The following is a 15,108-nucleotide window of genomic DNA, read 5'->3' as shown; positions in this document are numbered from 1 at the left end:
AAGGCAGACTCCCCCGAGATATGTGTCAAACCAAGGAAACCGCGCCCGTCCCCGTGGACCGGCGCGCGCCCTTGTCAGCTCTCGAAACGGTCGCGCACCAGGCGATCCAGCGCCATTACGCCCCAGCCAGTCGCCCCCTTGGGCGACAGTTCTGTGTCCTTGCTGACCTGCGCCACGCCCGCGATGTCAAGGTGGATCCAGGGGGTGCCCTCCTGGACGAAGCGCTGCAGGAACTGTGCCGCGGTGATCGCGCCCGCCGGGCGGCCACCGACGTTCTTGATGTCGGCCTTCTGGCTTTTCAGCTGATCGTCATAGGCCTGCCCCAACGGCAGGCGCCAGGCACCCTCGCCCTCGGCCCCGGCCGCCTTCAGGAAATCCGCCGCCAGACCGTCGTCGTTGGAAAAGACGCCCGCGTTCTCATGACCCAGAGCGACGATGCAGGCCCCGGTCAGCGTGGCCAGGTCGATCATCGCGGCCGGTTTCTCGGTTTCCTGCGCGTGCCACATCACGTCGGCCAGCACCAGACGGCCTTCGGCATCCGTATTGATGACCTCGATGGTGTCGCCCTTCATCGAGGTGACGATGTCGCCGGGCCGCTGTGCGCGGTCGGACGGCATGTTCTCGACCAGGCCGACCATGCCCACCACATGCGCCTTGGCCTTGCGCAGGGCCAAGGCCTTCATCACGCCCGAGACCGTGCCCGCGCCGCCCATGTCCATCGTCATGCTTTCCATGCCGGCGGCGGGCTTGAGGCTGATGCCGCCGGTATCAAAGACCACGCCCTTGCCGATCAAGGCCAGCGGCGCGCCCTCGGCGCCCTTCCAGCGCATGGTCACGACCTTGGACGGCATGGCAGAGCCCATGCCCACGCCCAGCAATGCACCCATGCCAAGCTTTTCAAGCTGATCTTCCTCCAGCACCTCGACCTCCAGCCCGATCTCGCGCAATGCCTCGAGCCGGGCGGCGAATTCGACCGTGGTCAGTACGTTGGCGGGCTCCGAGACCAGGTCACGGGTGAATGCAACACCCTCGGCCACGGCGCGGGCGGCAACGTGGGCGGCCTCGGCCTCGTCGGGGGCCTTGACCATCATCACCGCAGCGGCGGGCGCCTCGGCGGGATCGGACTTGCGCGCGGTGAAGTCATAGCCGCGCAGGGCCAGGCCCAGGGCGATTTCCTCGGGCAGGCGCGTCGCCTCGACCAGCGCGGTCAGTGCCGACTTGCCCGCTGCCCTGGCCATTGTGGCCCCGGCCTTGCGGGCCTCGGCCAACGAGGGGCGGCGGGCCAGCTTGACGATCTCGACACCTTCGGCGGACAGACCCGCGGGCCAGGCCAGGCTCAGCGCCTCGCCGGCAGAGAGCTTGCCCCAGGCCTCGCTTTCGACCGCGCGCCCCAAGGCCCCCTTGGTCAGGCGGTTCAGACGCCGCGCGCCGGGGCTGAGCGTGCCCTCGGGCGTGACGAGGACGGCAAGGCGGCCCTCCGTCTGCTCGAGCCCGTCCAGGGCAACCTCGGCAAAGCTGATCGCGCGCAGATCGGTCATGGGTCATTTTCTCCTGAGCTGAGTTCCGCCCACGAGAGGTAACGCCGCCCGCACCGGTTGACCAGAGCCACCTTTCCCAATTCCGCGGGATGGGGTAGCGTGCCGCCACTGGACAGGTCTGGGGGGACCAAGCCTTTGCAGAGATTCGACAGATACGTCCTGTCGCAACTGATGGTGGTGTTTGGCTTTTTCGCCCTAGTCCTTGTGGCTGTGTATTGGGTGAACAGGGCCGTTGCGGTCTTTGACCGCCTGGTTTCCGACGGCCATTCGGTGGGCGTGGTGATGGAATTCACCGCCCTGTCGCTGCCGGCGGTGATCGCCCAGGTTTTGCCGATGGCCAGTTTCGCGGGTGCGGTCTATGTCACCAACCGTCTGAGCTCCGACAGCGAGCTGACGGTTGTGCAGGCAACCGGTTACTCCCCCTGGCGGCTGGCGCGGCCGGTGCTGATCTTCGGGATCATCGTGGCGCTGATGATGTCGGTGCTGACGCATCTTCTGGTGCCGAAATCTCTGGAACAGCTGCGCATCCGCGAAAAGGCACTGTCGGGATCGGTCAGCGCCCAGCTCTTGCGCGACGGGGTCTTTCTGCACCCTGTGGACGGCGTGACCTTTTACATCCGCGACATCACCGAACAGGGCGAATTGCGCGACGTCGTCCTGTCCGACCGTCGCACGCCCGGGCGCGACGTGACCTATACCTCGGAACAGGCCTATCTCATCAACGACGACGAAGGGCCCAAGCTGGTGATGCTGTCCGGCATGGCGCAGACAATGGATCTCGAGGACCGCCGCCTCTCGACAACGAATTTCAATGACCTCGTTTATGACGTCTCGGAACTTGTCATCGCCGGTCGACCGAACAGCCGGCGCCTGAACTACATGCCCACGTGGGAGTTGATCACCCAGCCCGTCGCCGCCGCAGAAGAGGCGCACGACACGCCCGGCGAGGCGGTCGAGGAAGGCCACCTGCGGTTTCAGCTGGCCCTGCTGGTCATGGTGGCCCCCCTGATCGGCTACGCCGCATTGATGGTGGGCGGCTTCTCGCGTTTTGGCGTGACCCGGCAGATCGTCTTTGCCATCGGCCTCTTGGTGCTGGTCAAGCTGGTCGAGAGCCTGGTGACGGACCCGGTGCGCGCCGATCACACGATGTGGCCGCTGGTCTACCTGCCCAGTCTCATCGGGCTCGCCGTGGTCTGGGTCCTGCTCTGGCAGGCGTCGCGGATCTATCGGCCAAGGCGCAGGCGCCGGCCCGTGCAGGAGGCCACGGCATGACGCTGCATTTCTACTTTGCCCGCCGCTATCTGTGGATGTTCCTGTCGGTCTTCGGGATCTTTGCCCTCTTCCAGGGCCTGCTCGACCTGATCGAGGAAATGCGCCGTTTCGACGACAGCGTCAGCTTTGGCCAGGTGGCACAGGTGACGCTGATGAAACTGCCCAGCGGCATCTATGAAATCGTGCCCTTGGTGATGATCCTCTCGACCGTTGCGCTGTTCATAGGGCTTGCGCGCTCCTCGGAGCTGGTGGTTACGCGGGCAAGTGGACGGTCCGGCGTGACCGCCTTGATGGCGCCGGTTGTGATGGCCCTGCTGATCGGCGGGCTGGTGGTCGGGCTGCTGAACCCGATCGTTTCGGCCACCTCGAAACGCTATACGGAACTGCGCGAGACCTACGAAAGCGGCAGCGCCTCTGCCCTGTCCATAGGACCCGAGGGGCTGTGGCTGCGCCAGGGCGGCGACGAAGGCCAGGCCGTGATCCATGCCGCCCGCGCCAACGCCGAGGCGACCAGCCTGTTCGAGGTCTCGATCGTCGTCTATGCCCCGGATGGCGGTCCGGCGACCCGGATCCTGGCCGATCGCGCGCACCTCTCGGATGGCTACTGGGTTCTGAACGATGCCAAGGCCTGGCCGCTGACCGCCGGCCTGAACCCCGAATCCGGCGCCAAGCTGCACGACGAGTTGCGCCTGCCGTCGACCCTGACGCAGGACAGCATCCGCGACCGGTTCGGCAAACCCTCTGCGGTGGCGATCTGGGATCTGCCCGCCTTTATACAGGGCCTTGAAGCCTCTGGGTTTTCGGCCCGCCGTTACATCGTCTGGATGCACATGGAACTGTCGCGCCCGCTGTTCCTGGTCGCGATGACCCTGATCGGCGCGGCCTTTACCATGCGGCCCACGCGCCTCGGACGGACGGGAATTGCGATCCTCTCGGCGGTCCTGCTTGGATTCGGTCTTTATTATGTGCGAAGTTTCGCCCAGATCATGGGGGAAAACGGACAACTGGCACCACTTGTTGCTGCCTGGGTGCCACCGGTTGCATCCGTTCTCCTTGCAATGGGGTTGGTCTTGCATATGGAGGACGGATGACACGCGCGCTGACATGCCTGGCCCGTCTCCTTGCGGCCGTTGCCTTTCTGAGCCTGCCCGCCTGGGCCCAGGACAGTGCCGAAGACACGGCCGACCCGGCGATGCTGGTGGCGGACGCGGTCTATGTCGAGGCCGACAATCGTCTTGTGGCCACCGGCAATGTCGAGGCCTTTCACGACGGGCTGCGGCTGACGGCAGAGCGCATCGTCTACGATCAGACCAGCGACCAGCTGATGATCGACGGGCCGATCCGGATCATCGACGCCGACGGCAATATCATCACCGCCACCTATGCCGAAATGGACCAGGGCTTTCGCAACGGCTTGCTGGCCGGGGCGCGCATGGTGCTGGACCAGCAGTTGCAACTGGCCTCCGTCGAGGCGCGCAGGGTCGACGGCCGTTTCACCCAGCTGAGCCGCGTCGCCGTCACCTCGTGCCAGGTCTGCGGCAGCAACCGCGTGCCGCTGTGGCAGATCCGCGCCTCGCGGGTGGTGCACGACCAGCTGGAACGGCAGATGTACTTTGACGACGCTCAGCTGCGCGTACTGGACGTGCCGGTGTTCTACTTTCCGAGGCTGCGCCTGCCCGACCCGACGCTGGAACGTGCCCGCGGCTTCCTGATCCCGACGATCCACAGCAGCACGTTGCTGGGGTTCGGCGTCAAGACCCCCTATTTCATCCCGATCGGGCGCCACCAGGATCTGACGCTGACGCCCTACCTGTCCTCCAAAACGCGGACGCTGGAATTCCGTTATCGGCGGGCCTATCGCAGCGGACGGCTGACGCTGCTGGGCGGGCTGACGTCGGACACGCTGATGGCTGACAGCCTCCGGGGGTATCTCTTTGCCAGCGGCGATTTTGACCTTCCAAGAGATTACAAGCTGTCCTTCAACCTCAAGTCGATTTCGGACGAGTCCTATCTCTACGACTACGACCTCGACGACAAGGACAGGCTGGCCAGCGACCTGTCGCTGTCACGGTTCCGGTACGACAGCCTCATGCAGACCAGTATCCGGAACTACCAGACGCTGCGCGACTTCGAGACGAATTCGACCCAGCCGCGCTTTATCGCCGACTACCGGTTGGAACGCCGTTTCTTTCCCGGTCTCGTCGGCGGAGAGCTGCGCCTGGCCGCGGAAACCCACGGCCACCTGCGCCAGTCCAAGAACGATACCGACGGCCCCGATGACGACGACGAAATCGATGGCCGCGACGTGATGCGCATCAACGCCGAGATGAGCTGGCGCAACCGATGGACATTGCCCGGCGGCATCCGCGCCGGCCTGTCGACGCATCTCTGGGTGGATCGCTACCTGACCGAGCAGGACGTGACCTCGGATGCCGTGGTCAGCCGGGCCATCCCCGGCGTCGCCGCGGAATTCCGCTATCCGATGCAGCGCCAGGGCGCGGGCGGCGGGCGCACCCTTCTGGAACCCGTCCTTCAATTCGGCTGGGTTGGCGGCGAACGGCTGCGCAATCCCAACGACGAAAGCACCCGGGTCGAGTTCGACGAGGCCAACCTGCTGTCCCTGTCCCGCTATCCCGCCAGTGACCGGCGCGAACACGGTGCGACACTGGCCGCCGGTATGCGCTGGCTGCACCAAGCGCCGGATGGATGGTCCGCCGCACTGACCTTTGGCAAGATCTGGCGAGAAACCGCCGATACGGATTTCTCGCGTTCCTCCGGGCTGACCGGCACGTCGTCCGATCTGCTGATCGCCGGGCGGTTTTCCAATCCCTTGGGGCTGACGCTCTCGGCGCGCGGTCTGCTGGACCATGACGGCGGCTTTTCCAAGGCCGAGGCGCGCGCAGGCTGGTCGAACACCCGCATGGACCTGGGCGCCTCCTATCTTCTGCTGGTCACGGATCCGGACGAGGACCGCGACCAGACACAATCGGAATGGACCTTCGACGGCCGGTACCAGCTGAACCGGCACTGGGCGACCTCCAGCGAGGCGCGCTACGATCTGGCGGACCAGCGGGTTGACCGGGTCGGGCTTGGGCTGCAATACCGCAACGAATGCATTCAGGTGGACTTCCAGGTGACGCGGGACTACGCCTCTTCCTCCATTGTCGACCCGTCCACCGATTTCGATCTGACCATCGCGCTGACAGGGTTCGGCGCCGGCAACAGTGGCAAGGAGTACCGCCGCACATGTTCGTTCTGACCCGTCTGTTCGCACCGTTTCTTGCGTTGGCGATTGCCGCGGCGCCGGCCCCGCTGGCCGCGCAAAACCTCTTTGCCCCGGCGATCCAGGTAAACGACAGCATCATCACCAATTACGAACTGCAGCAGCGCCGGCGCATGCTGCAGGTCCTGAGCGCCCCCGGCGACCTGACCCAGCTGGCCCGCGAGCAGCTTGTCGACGACCGGCTGCGCCTGCAGGCGGCCAGCGACAACGGTATTCGTCCGACCGACCAGGAAGTCCTGGATGGGATGGCGGAATTCGCCCGCCGTGCCGACATGAGCCGCGAACAGTTCGTCGCCGCGCTGGCCGCCGAGGGTGTGGCCGAACAGACCTTCCGCGACTTCGTGCAAGCCGGCCTCAGCTGGCGCCAGCTGGTGCAGGCGCGGTTCGGTGCCCGCGCCACCGTATCAGAGGACGAGATCGACCGCGCCCTGTCGCAGCAGGGCACCGGCAGCACCGTGCGCGTGCTGCTGTCCGAGATCATCATGCCGGTCCGCCCCGGCGAGGAAGACGTGGTGCGCGCCCGTGCCGAGCGGATTGCCCGGATCAAGAGCTTTGGCGCCTTTGCCGCCGAGGCGCGCCAGTATTCCGCCACCGCCACCCGCCAGGACGGTGGCCGCCTGCCCTGGCGTGACCTCTCCGACCTGCCGCCGCCGCTGCAACCGCTGCTGCTCGGCCTCGCCCCGGGCGAAGTGACCGACCCGATCCCGCTGGACGGCGCCATCGCGCTGTTCCAGATGCGTGACGTTCAGGAAACCGGCTATACCCCGTCCAAGGTCAGCGCCGTGGAATATGCCGCCTACTACATGCCCGGCGGGCGGTCAGCCGAGACGCTTGCCAAGGCGCGCGAGATCATTGGCCGGGTCGACCGCTGCGACGATCTGTACGGTGTCGCCAAGGGCCAGCCGCCCGAGGTTCTGGAGCGCGGCACTTTGCCGGTCGAGGACTTGCCGACCGACATCGCGCTCGAACTGTCCAAGCTGGATCCGGGCGAAGTGTCCACCGCGTTGACCCGTTCGGGCGGCCAGACGCTGGTCTTCCTGATGCTCTGCGGGCGCTCTGCCGAAATCCAGGAAGACGTGGACCGCTCGCAGATCACGCTGGGCCTGCGCAACCAGCGACTGGCCAAACTGGCCGACGGCTACCTGTCGCAGCTGCGCGCCGACGCCCTCATCGTCGAGAAATGAGCCGTCCCGTCGCGCTGAGCTGTGGCGAGCCGGCGGGCATTGGTCCGGAACTGGCCGAAGCGGTCTGGGAGGCCCTGGGCAGCGATCTTGCGTTTTTCTGGATCGGCGACCCCGCCCACCTGCCGGGAAAGGTGCCCCATGTGGTGCTGCAGGATCCCGCCGAAGCGGTGACACGCTGCGCCGAGGGCCTGCCGGTCTGGCCGATCGAGATGCCCGGCCCCCGGGTGCCGGGCACGCCGCAGGCCGCTCATGCGGCCGGTGTGATCCGGTCCATCGAGGAAGGCGTGCAGCTGGTACAGGCCGGCGCGGCCTCTGCGCTTTGCACGCTGCCCATCCACAAGCAGGCCCTGGCAGAGGGCGCCGGATTCACCTTTCCCGGCCATACAGAGTTCCTGGCCCATCTGGCGGGCGCCGACGAGGTGGTGATGATGCTGGCCTCTGACCGGCTGCGCGTGGTGCCGGTGACGATCCATATCGCCATCGCCGATGTACCCTCTGCCCTGACGCCCGAACTGCTGGAACGCCGCATCCGCATCACTCACGAGGCCCTTGTCACGCAGTTCGGCATCGCCGAGCCGCGGCTGGCCGTGGCCGGTCTGAACCCCCACGCCGGCGAAGGCGGGCGCATGGGCAAGGAGGACGCAGGACTGATCGCCCCGGTGCTGGACCGGCTGCGCGCCGAGGGCATGGACCTGCGCGGCCCGCTGCCCGCCGACACGATGTTCCACGACCGCGCCCGCGCGGGCTATGACGCCGCGATCTGCATGTACCACGACCAGGCGCTGATCCCGATCAAGACACTGGATTTCGACGAGGGCGTGAATGTCACTCTGGGGCTGCCCTTCGTGCGCACCTCGCCCGATCATGGCACCGCCTTCGACATCGCGGGCAAGGGGCTGGCCAACCCGTCCTCGACGCTGGCGGCGCTGCGCATGGCGGCACGGCTGGCATGAAGAGGGCTTTGCCCTAGGCCTATGGCCTTCACCCCAGAGGTATTTGAACAAAGAAGACGCCATGAGCCGCATCGACGACCTTCCCCCCTTGCGCGAGGTGATCGCGCAGCACCAGCTTTCGGCGCGCAAATCGCTGGGGCAGAACTTCCTGCTAGACCTGAACCTGACGGCGCGGATCGCCCGGGTTGCGGGCGACCTGAGCGAAACCGACGTTCTGGAGGTCGGCCCCGGACCCGGCGGGTTGACCCGCGGGCTGCTGGCCGAGGGCGCGCGCAAGGTCTTGGCGGTGGAAAAGGACGCGCGCTGTCTGCCCGTTCTGGAAAAGATCGCCGCGGCCTATCCCAACCGCTTGGAGGTGATCGAGGGCGACGCGCTGGAGATCGACCCCGCCACGCATCTGGCCGCGCCCTACGCGATCTGCGCCAACCTGCCCTACAACGTCGGTACGGAACTGCTGGTGCGCTGGCTGACCCCCCGTGACTGGCCGCCGGCCTGGAAATCGCTGACGCTGATGTTCCAGAAGGAAGTCGCCGAACGCATCGTGGCAGAACCCGGGTCCAAGGCCTATGGCCGTCTGGCCCTGCTGGCGCAATGGCGTTGTGATGCGCGCATCGCACTGACGTTGCCGCCGGGGGCCTTTACGCCACCGCCCAAGGTCAGCTCTGCCGTGGTGCATCTGACCGCCCTGCCCGCGCCGCGATACGAGGCGGATGCAAAAGTCCTGGAACGGGTGGTGGCGGCAGCTTTCAACCAGCGGCGCAAGATGCTGCGCGCGGCCCTGAAAGGTCTGTCAACGCAGATCGAGGATCATCTGGCCGCGGCCGGGATCCCGCCCACGGAACGCGCCGAGCGCGTTCCGCTGGAGGCCTTCTGCGCGCTGGCCCGCAGCCTCGCCGCGGACTGAGCGCCCCGGCGCCGATCTTATTCGGCGGCGTCCGGGGTCGAGCTGTCGCCTTCTGTCGGCGCGCTTGCAGCGGGCGCCTCTTCGGCCTCCGCGGCCTTCGGCTCGGGCTTTTTGCGCGGTTTGCGCGGGGCGCGCGGTTTCTTGGGCTTTTCCTCTGCCTTGGCCGGGGCCTCGGCAGCGGGAGCGGCCTCTTCCGGCGCCTTTTCGGCATCGGCCTCCTTGACGGTCTCCTTCGCCGCACCCTTCACCTCGGGCTGAGCCTCGGCGCGCGACTCGGGGGTGTCGACCAGGCCCGGCCCGTCATCCTCGGCGCCGAAATCGACCACGTCAGCGCCCATCGCGGCGGTTTCGGGCTGTTGCCGGGGGGCGCGTTCCTTGCGGGCGGGCTTGTCGGCCTTTTCAGGCTTGTCCGCGCGCTCGGGCTTGTCTGCCTTCTCGGGGCGGTCGCTCTTTTCGGCCTCGCCCCCGTCGCGCTGCTGGCGATCCCGGTCGCGTTGCGCCTGGCGTTCGCGGTTTTCCCGTTCCTGCTGTTCGCGGCGCTGTTCCTGTTCGCGCTGCGCTTCTCCCAACATCCGAAGGTAATGTTCCGCGTGCTGCTGAAAGTTCTCGGTGGCCACGCGGTCGTTGCCAAGCGCGGCGTCACGGGCCAATTGATTGTACTTGTCTATGATCTGCTGCGGCGTACCGCGCACCTTGCCCTCGGGGCCGTTGCTGTCGAACACACGGTTGACGACGTTGCCCAGCGAGTTGCGGTTGCGGTTGTTCTTGTTCCGCGAGCGGGATTTGGAAGAACGCATGTTGTCTGGTTTCCAGCCTTATTTCGACGGCTTGGTGACAGGGTACGGCGCTTCCTGCGCCAATCCGGTAGGGTCACCTTCATGTTGGCTTGTCGTTGATCGGGATTGGCGGAAGGCCATTCGACTGATCAACTGTACATGAATATGCATATGGGCCACGCAGAGACAAGTCAAAATGCCGAAAAACCGTCATATCAGGCAGGAAAATGTCTTTATGCCGGGCTGCGTGTCCCCAGCACCACCCTGTCGCGCCCCGCAAGGTCCGGGATCACCCGCACGCCGCGCAGACCGGCCTGCGTGAACAGTTTGGACACGGCCATGCCCTGGGCCGCGCCGATTTCCACGATCAGTCGCCCGCCGGGGGCCAGCACGGCGTTCAACCCCGCCAGGATGGCGCGATAGGCGCTCAGCCCGTCGCCCTCGTCGGTCAGGGCCAGGCGCGGCTCGTGTTCGCGCACCTCGGGGGCGAGAAAGGGCATCTCGTTGACCGCGATATAGGGCGGGTTCGACACCACCAGGTCGAACTCGCCGTCTTCTGGCGTCAGCGGTTCGTACCAACTGCCTTCGCGCAGGTCCGCCCGCGCCTCCAGCCCCAGCGCATTGCGGTTCCAGAAGGCCACGTTCAGCGCCGCCGGGCTGAGATCCGTGCCCAGGCCCACGGCGCCTTCGCGTTCGGCCAGCAGCGTCAGCAGGATGCAGCCGGATCCGGTGCCAAGGTCCAGAACCGTGGCAAAGGGTTCGGTCAGGGCCACCTCGATCAGGGTTTCCGTCTCGGGCCGCGGGTCCAGCGCTTCCGGCGTGACCAGGAAATCGCGTCCGTAGAAGGCGCGGCGCCCGACCAGATGGCTGACCGGCACACGGTCGGCGCGGCGCTCGACCAGGGTCAGGAACACCGCCTCCAGTTCCGGGTCGACCGGTTCGGGCAGGAACAGCGTCAGCCGCCCCGGCGGCACCTTGAGCACATGCGCCATCAGCCGCCGGGCGTCGCGGCCCGGATCGGGCACCTCTGCCGCGACCAGTCGCGCCGTGGCGCGTGCCAGCAGATCGGACCCGCGCGCCATCGGCTCAGGCCTCCATCTCGGCCAGTTGCGCGGCCTGGGCATGGGCAGTCAGCGCATCGACGATCTCGTCGAGATCACCGGCCATCACCTGTTCGAGCCGGTAGAGCGTCAGGCCGATGCGGTGATCGGTCAGACGGCCCTGCGGGAAATTGTAGGTGCGGATGCGTTCACTGCGGTCGCCCGATCCTACCTGCGCCTTGCGGTCGGCAGAGCGTTCCGCGTCGGCTTGCTGGCGCTGCTGGTCGAACAGCCGCGCGCGCAGCACCTGCATCGCGATCTCGCGGTTGCGGTGCTGGCTTTTCTCGGAACTCGTGACCACGATCCCGGTCGGAATATGGGTGATGCGCACCGCCGAATCCGTGGTGTTGACGTGTTGGCCGCCCGCGCCCGACGACCGCATGGTGTCGATCCGCAGGTCGTTCGGATCGATCCGGATGTCGACCTCTTCGGCCTCTGGCAGCACCGCAACGGTGGCCGCAGAGGTGTGGATGCGGCCACCGGATTCCGTTTCCGGCACGCGCTGAACGCGGTGCACGCCGCTTTCGTATTTCAGCCGGGCAAAGACACCCTCTCCCGCGATCCGCACCACGAGTTCGCGCACGCCGCCCAGTTCCGAGAGCTGTTCCTCGACCACCTCCCAGCGCCAGCCCTTGGCCTCGGCATAGCGCTGGTACATGCGGGCCAGGTCGCCCGCAAACAGCGCCGCCTCATCGCCGCCGGTGCCCGGGCGAATCTCCAGCATGGCAGGTCGCGCATCGGCGGCATCGCGCGGCAAGAGCGCCAGTTGAACTGCGTGCTCTGCCTCGGGCAGGCGCGCGCGCAGTTCCGGCAGTTCTTCTTCGGCCAGGGCCTTCATCTCGGGGTCGTCCAGCAGCGCCTCGGCCTCGGCGATCTCGGCCACCAACCGCTCCCACTCGGCGATCTGGCCCACCACGGGGCGCAGTTCGGCATATTCCCGGCCCAGCGCGGCAATATCGCCCTCGCCCGCCGACATGCGGGCCTCGACGTATTCCAGCCGTTCCTTGATCTGTTGGAGTCTCTCTGTCGGGATCATCCGGGATGCATTGCCCATCCCGCGAGGGCCGTCAAGACGCCCTGAACACGCACCCGCAGGGCCGGTTCGCCAACGTCCCCTTCACATATGCCGAAATGAGGCGAAGGGGACCGGTCCGCAAAGGGTCCAGATCCTCGGCTTGTCCTTGCGGGACGGTGGGCGGGGCGACGTCCCGGCAACGCCGGGACAAGCACCGACCGACGGACCGCCTCACTCCGTTCCGCGGCCCAGGCGGTCCAGCCAGTCATCCACCCGCGCCCGGTTCACGCCCAGGTCCGACTGGCCAAAGCGCGCCCGCGCCCACAATTCCAGGACCTCGCCGTTCTGGCGGACGGTGGTGTAATCCGGGAACCCCATCCACAAGGAACGCGTGATATAGGTGATCTGCCCTTCGGCGACACTGCCGGCCAAAATTTCTGTCCGGGGCGTTTCAAGGATGATTGCGTGCAGACGGGCAAAGCCGTCCTCGCCCGCCGCGATGCGACGGCGCACACCGGCGGCAAGGTCCTGATCCGCGGTAACCTGCGGATCGACGTGCCAGACCGCCGGGTCCGAAGGCGCAAGGCGGATCCAGGCCAGCCCGCCCAGGATCACAAGCAATAGGATGAGGAATACCAAGCGCACCTGCTGTCTCTATCTCCGGATTAAGCCCTGGCAGAGGGCATGCCATGCCCCCGCCCGATTCTGAAAGCCAAGGTTTCGCAACAGCCTGTCATGTCACCGTGCCCGCCGGGTCCAGCCCCAGAGGCACAGCAGTTCCATGCCGACATGCGCCGCCGCCACCGCTGTCGCCCCGGTGGTGTCGAAAGGCGGCGAGACCTCGACCACGTCACCGCCCTTGAGGTCGATGCCGGCAAGGTGACGCAGGATCACGGCCGCCTGGTGGCTGCTCAGCCCGCCCCAGACCGGCGTGCCGGTGCCGGGCGCAAAGGCCGGGTCCAGCGCGTCGATATCGAAGGTGATGTAACAGGGCTGCGCCCCTACGATCTCATGCACCCGCTCGGCGATCCGTTCGGGCCCGTCCCGGTGCACCTGCCGCGCATCGAGGATGTTGAAGCCGATGGTGTCCGGGTTGTCGGTGCGAATGCCGATCTGGACCGAACGCTCTGGCACCACGATTCCCTCTTGCGCGGCCTTGTACATGAATGTCCCGTGGTCGACCCGCGCGGCATCGTCATCGGCCCAGGTGTCCGTATGAGCATCGAACTGGATCACGCTCAACGGCCCGTGTTTCTCGGCATGGGCGCGAAGGCAGCCATGCGTGACCGAGTGATCCCCGCCCAGAACGACACAGGCCGCCCCCGCGTCCAGGATGCCGCCCACATGCTGCGCGATCCTTCCCGGCACCTCCGAGGGCATGGCATAGTCAAAGGCCATGTCGCCGTAATCCGCTATGGCGAATTCCGACAGCACGTCATAACCCCAGCCATAAGGCGCATCGCAGGGCTGCAGCAGCGAGGCCTCACGGATCGCGCGCGGCCCCAGCCGCGTGCCGGGCCGGTTGGTCACCGCCTGGTCGAAAGGCAGGCCCGTCACGGCGATGTCCACCCCCGCCAGGTCCTTGGTGTACTTGCGCCGCAGGAAGGAAGGCGCCCCGGCAAAGACGTTCTCGAAGGACGGTCCCTTGAGGTCCTCACGGGTAAAGGCGTGGTCGATCTGGCGCTTGGCGTCTTCGAGGCTCATGCGATTGGTCCTGTTGATGGCGGGGCAAGGGGGCGCTGCCCCCTCTGCGCGCGCGGCGCGCATTCACCCCCGGAGGTATTTTCGGCCCAAAGAAACACGCAGGTTCAAGCCAGCGGCAAGGCCTTTTCCACGAGGCGGGCGAAAAAGCTGGCCCCCACCGGCGCGACCTGGTCGTTGAAATCGTACTTCGGGTGGTGGCAGACCGGCGTGTCGCCCTGGCCCAGGAAGAGATAGGCGCCGGGCCGGGCCTCCAGCATGTAGGAGAAATCCTCACCCGGCATGATCGGCGGCGCGTCCAGGTCGACGGCTTCGGCGCCGACGACCTCGCGCGCGACCCCGGCCGCGAACTCTGCCTGCTCGGGATGGTTGATCGTCGGCGGGTAGCCTTCGATGTAGTCCAGTTCGGCGCTCATGCCGAAGCTCCTGGCCTGGAACTCGGCGATCTCGGCCATTCGGGACTTGACCACGGCCTGCACATCCTTGTCGAAATAGCGCACGGTGCCGTTGAGCATGGCGGTTTCGGGCACGATGTTCATGGCACTTCCGGTATGGATCTGCGTGACGCTGACCACCAGCCGGTCCAGCGCGTCCACATTGCGGCTGACGATGGTCTGGAGCGCCTGCACCATCGAGGCGGCACAGACCACCGGGTCGCGGGTCTGGAAGGGCATGGCACCATGCCCGCCCTGACCGGTGATCCTGATCGTGAATTCATCCACGCCCGCCAGCAGGGCGCCGCAATTGGTGTGCATGTGCCCCACCGCTCCGCCGGGCATGTTATGAATACCATAGACCTCTTCGATGTCGAACCGGTCCATCATGCCCTCTTCGACCATGATGCGCCCGCCGCCCTCGTTTTCCTCGGCCGGCTGGAAGATCAGTGCCACCTTGCCCGAAAAATTGCGCGTCTCGGCCAGGTATTTCGCCGCGCCCAGCAGCATGGTCGTATGCCCATCATGACCGCAGGTATGGGCCATGCCCGGCACCCTGGAGGCATGCTCGGTGCCCGAGAGATCCTCCATCGGCAGGGCGTCCATGTCCGCGCGCAGCCCGATGGTGCGCCCCGGCCCCTGCCCCTCGATGACGGCGACGACGCCGGTGCGCGCGATGCCGGTGTGGATCTCGGTAATCCCGAAGCCCTTGAGCTTCTCCACCACGAACTCCGCCGTCTTGAAACAGTCCAGTCCCAGTTCCGGGTGCTGGTGCAGGTGACGCCGCCAGGCGGTCATCTCGGGTTCGAGTGCGGCAATCGAATTGACGATGGGCATGGGCGGGTCTCCTTTGGGCCGCAGACTGCCTGCTTGGCGCGGCATTGAAAAGGGGCAGGACGGCGCAGGGTTTGCCCGGATTGAAAATGAGTATTTTTCGAGAGAAGAAGC

13 protein-coding genes are annotated in these 15,108 nt (G+C 66.5%); 6 read left to right on the top strand and 7 right to left on the bottom strand.

Going from position 1 to position 15,108, the window contains the following annotated elements:
* Positions 1-74 precede the first annotated feature (74 nt).
* A complete protein-coding gene (locus tag ACQY5B_RS08720) occupies positions 75-1,538 on the bottom strand; it encodes a leucyl aminopeptidase (RefSeq protein WP_305968437.1) in 1,464 nt (487 codons plus the stop codon).
* A 171-nt stretch (positions 1,539-1,709) separates the two neighbouring features.
* Here ACQY5B_RS08720 and lptF point away from each other — a divergent pair, with 171 nt between their 5' ends.
* The 6 genes from lptF (at position 1,710) to rsmA (ending at position 9,134) form a co-directional block, all read left to right on the top strand.
* Positions 1,710-2,810 (top strand): LPS export ABC transporter permease LptF, encoded by a 1,101-nt coding sequence (lptF, locus tag ACQY5B_RS08715; protein WP_420328676.1) that lies wholly within the window; start codon positions 1,710-1,712, stop codon positions 2,808-2,810.
* On the top strand, positions 2,807-3,901 hold the full coding sequence (gene lptG / locus ACQY5B_RS08710; RefSeq protein WP_420325582.1) for an LPS export ABC transporter permease LptG: 1,095 nt from the start codon (positions 2,807-2,809) through the stop codon (positions 3,899-3,901). The genes lptF and lptG overlap by 4 nt, the downstream gene beginning before the upstream one ends.
* Positions 3,898-6,069, top strand: a complete 2,172-nt coding sequence (locus ACQY5B_RS08705) for an LPS-assembly protein LptD (RefSeq protein WP_420325583.1) — start codon at positions 3,898-3,900, stop codon at positions 6,067-6,069. Before lptG ends, ACQY5B_RS08705 begins: the two co-directional genes overlap by 4 nt.
* Positions 6,057-7,277 carry a SurA N-terminal domain-containing protein gene (locus ACQY5B_RS08700; protein WP_420325584.1) on the top strand — a complete coding sequence of 407 codons (1,221 nt, stop codon included), beginning with the start codon at positions 6,057-6,059 and terminating at the stop codon, positions 7,275-7,277. The genes ACQY5B_RS08705 and ACQY5B_RS08700 overlap by 13 nt, the downstream gene beginning before the upstream one ends.
* Entirely contained in the window at positions 7,274-8,230 is a 957-nt protein-coding gene (pdxA, locus tag ACQY5B_RS08695; protein ID WP_420325585.1) for a 4-hydroxythreonine-4-phosphate dehydrogenase PdxA, read from the top strand. Before ACQY5B_RS08700 ends, pdxA begins: the two co-directional genes overlap by 4 nt.
* Positions 8,231-8,291: 61 nt before the next feature.
* Positions 8,292-9,134: a 16S rRNA (adenine(1518)-N(6)/adenine(1519)-N(6))-dimethyltransferase RsmA gene (gene rsmA, locus ACQY5B_RS08690; RefSeq protein ID WP_420325586.1), complete on the top strand. Its 843-nt coding sequence runs from the start codon at positions 8,292-8,294 to the stop codon at positions 9,132-9,134.
* Between the two features lie 17 nt (positions 9,135-9,151).
* Here the strand turns inward: rsmA and ACQY5B_RS08685 are convergent, their stop codons facing one another.
* From ACQY5B_RS08685 to ACQY5B_RS08660, 6 genes are all read right to left on the bottom strand, one after another.
* Complete coding sequence (locus tag ACQY5B_RS08685; RefSeq protein WP_420325587.1) at positions 9,152-9,931, bottom strand: DUF4167 domain-containing protein; 780 nt, start codon at positions 9,929-9,931, stop codon at positions 9,152-9,154.
* A gap of 212 nt (positions 9,932-10,143) precedes the next feature.
* The gene (prmC, locus tag ACQY5B_RS08680; protein WP_420325588.1) at positions 10,144-10,992 is read right to left on the bottom strand and encodes a peptide chain release factor N(5)-glutamine methyltransferase; all 849 of its coding nucleotides are present in this window, start codon (positions 10,990-10,992) and stop codon (positions 10,144-10,146) included.
* A 4-nt stretch (positions 10,993-10,996) separates the two neighbouring features.
* Entirely contained in the window at positions 10,997-12,046 is a 1,050-nt protein-coding gene (prfA, locus tag ACQY5B_RS08675) for a peptide chain release factor 1 (RefSeq protein ID WP_305968446.1), read from the bottom strand.
* A 210-nt stretch (positions 12,047-12,256) separates the two neighbouring features.
* Complete coding sequence (locus ACQY5B_RS08670) at positions 12,257-12,670, bottom strand: DUF1499 domain-containing protein (protein WP_305968447.1); 414 nt, start codon at positions 12,668-12,670, stop codon at positions 12,257-12,259.
* Between the two features lie 93 nt (positions 12,671-12,763).
* On the bottom strand, positions 12,764-13,729 hold the full coding sequence (speB, locus tag ACQY5B_RS08665) for an agmatinase (RefSeq protein ID WP_420325589.1): 966 nt from the start codon (positions 13,727-13,729) through the stop codon (positions 12,764-12,766).
* 104 nt (positions 13,730-13,833) lie between these two features.
* Positions 13,834-14,997: a M20 aminoacylase family protein gene (locus tag ACQY5B_RS08660; RefSeq protein ID WP_420325590.1), complete on the bottom strand. Its 1,164-nt coding sequence runs from the start codon at positions 14,995-14,997 to the stop codon at positions 13,834-13,836.
* Positions 14,998-15,108: the final 111 nt, after the last annotated feature.

The organism is Antarctobacter sp., assembly GCF_965277915.1.
Lineage (GTDB): Bacteria > Pseudomonadota > Alphaproteobacteria > Rhodobacterales > Rhodobacteraceae > Antarctobacter.
Note: the sequence above shows the minus strand (reverse complement) of the source record. Positions and strands in the feature narration are given on the sequence as shown.

Bases quoted from the DNA above. Each gene is read 5' to 3' on its own strand.
- ACQY5B_RS08720 (WP_305968437.1), bottom strand. From the start codon at position 1,538: ATGACCGATCTGCGCGCGATCAGCTTTGCCGAGGTTGCCCTGGACGGG.
- lptF (WP_420328676.1), top strand. From the start codon at position 1,710: ATGGTGGTGTTTGGCTTTTTCGCCCTAGTCCTTGTGGCTGTGTATTGG.
- lptG (WP_420325582.1), top strand. From the start codon at position 2,807: ATGACGCTGCATTTCTACTTTGCCCGCCGCTATCTGTGGATGTTCCTG.
- ACQY5B_RS08705 (WP_420325583.1), top strand. From the start codon at position 3,898: ATGACACGCGCGCTGACATGCCTGGCCCGTCTCCTTGCGGCCGTTGCC.
- ACQY5B_RS08700 (WP_420325584.1), top strand. From the start codon at position 6,057: ATGTTCGTTCTGACCCGTCTGTTCGCACCGTTTCTTGCGTTGGCGATT.
- pdxA (WP_420325585.1), top strand. From the start codon at position 7,274: ATGAGCCGTCCCGTCGCGCTGAGCTGTGGCGAGCCGGCGGGCATTGGT.
- rsmA (WP_420325586.1), top strand. From the start codon at position 8,292: ATGAGCCGCATCGACGACCTTCCCCCCTTGCGCGAGGTGATCGCGCAG.
- ACQY5B_RS08685 (WP_420325587.1), bottom strand. From the start codon at position 9,931: ATGCGTTCTTCCAAATCCCGCTCGCGGAACAAGAACAACCGCAACCGC.
- prmC (WP_420325588.1), bottom strand. From the start codon at position 10,992: ATGGCGCGCGGGTCCGATCTGCTGGCACGCGCCACGGCGCGACTGGTC.
- prfA (WP_305968446.1), bottom strand. From the start codon at position 12,046: ATGATCCCGACAGAGAGACTCCAACAGATCAAGGAACGGCTGGAATAC.
- speB (WP_420325589.1), bottom strand. From the start codon at position 13,729: ATGAGCCTCGAAGACGCCAAGCGCCAGATCGACCACGCCTTTACCCGT.
- ACQY5B_RS08660 (WP_420325590.1), bottom strand. From the start codon at position 14,997: ATGCCCATCGTCAATTCGATTGCCGCACTCGAACCCGAGATGACCGCC.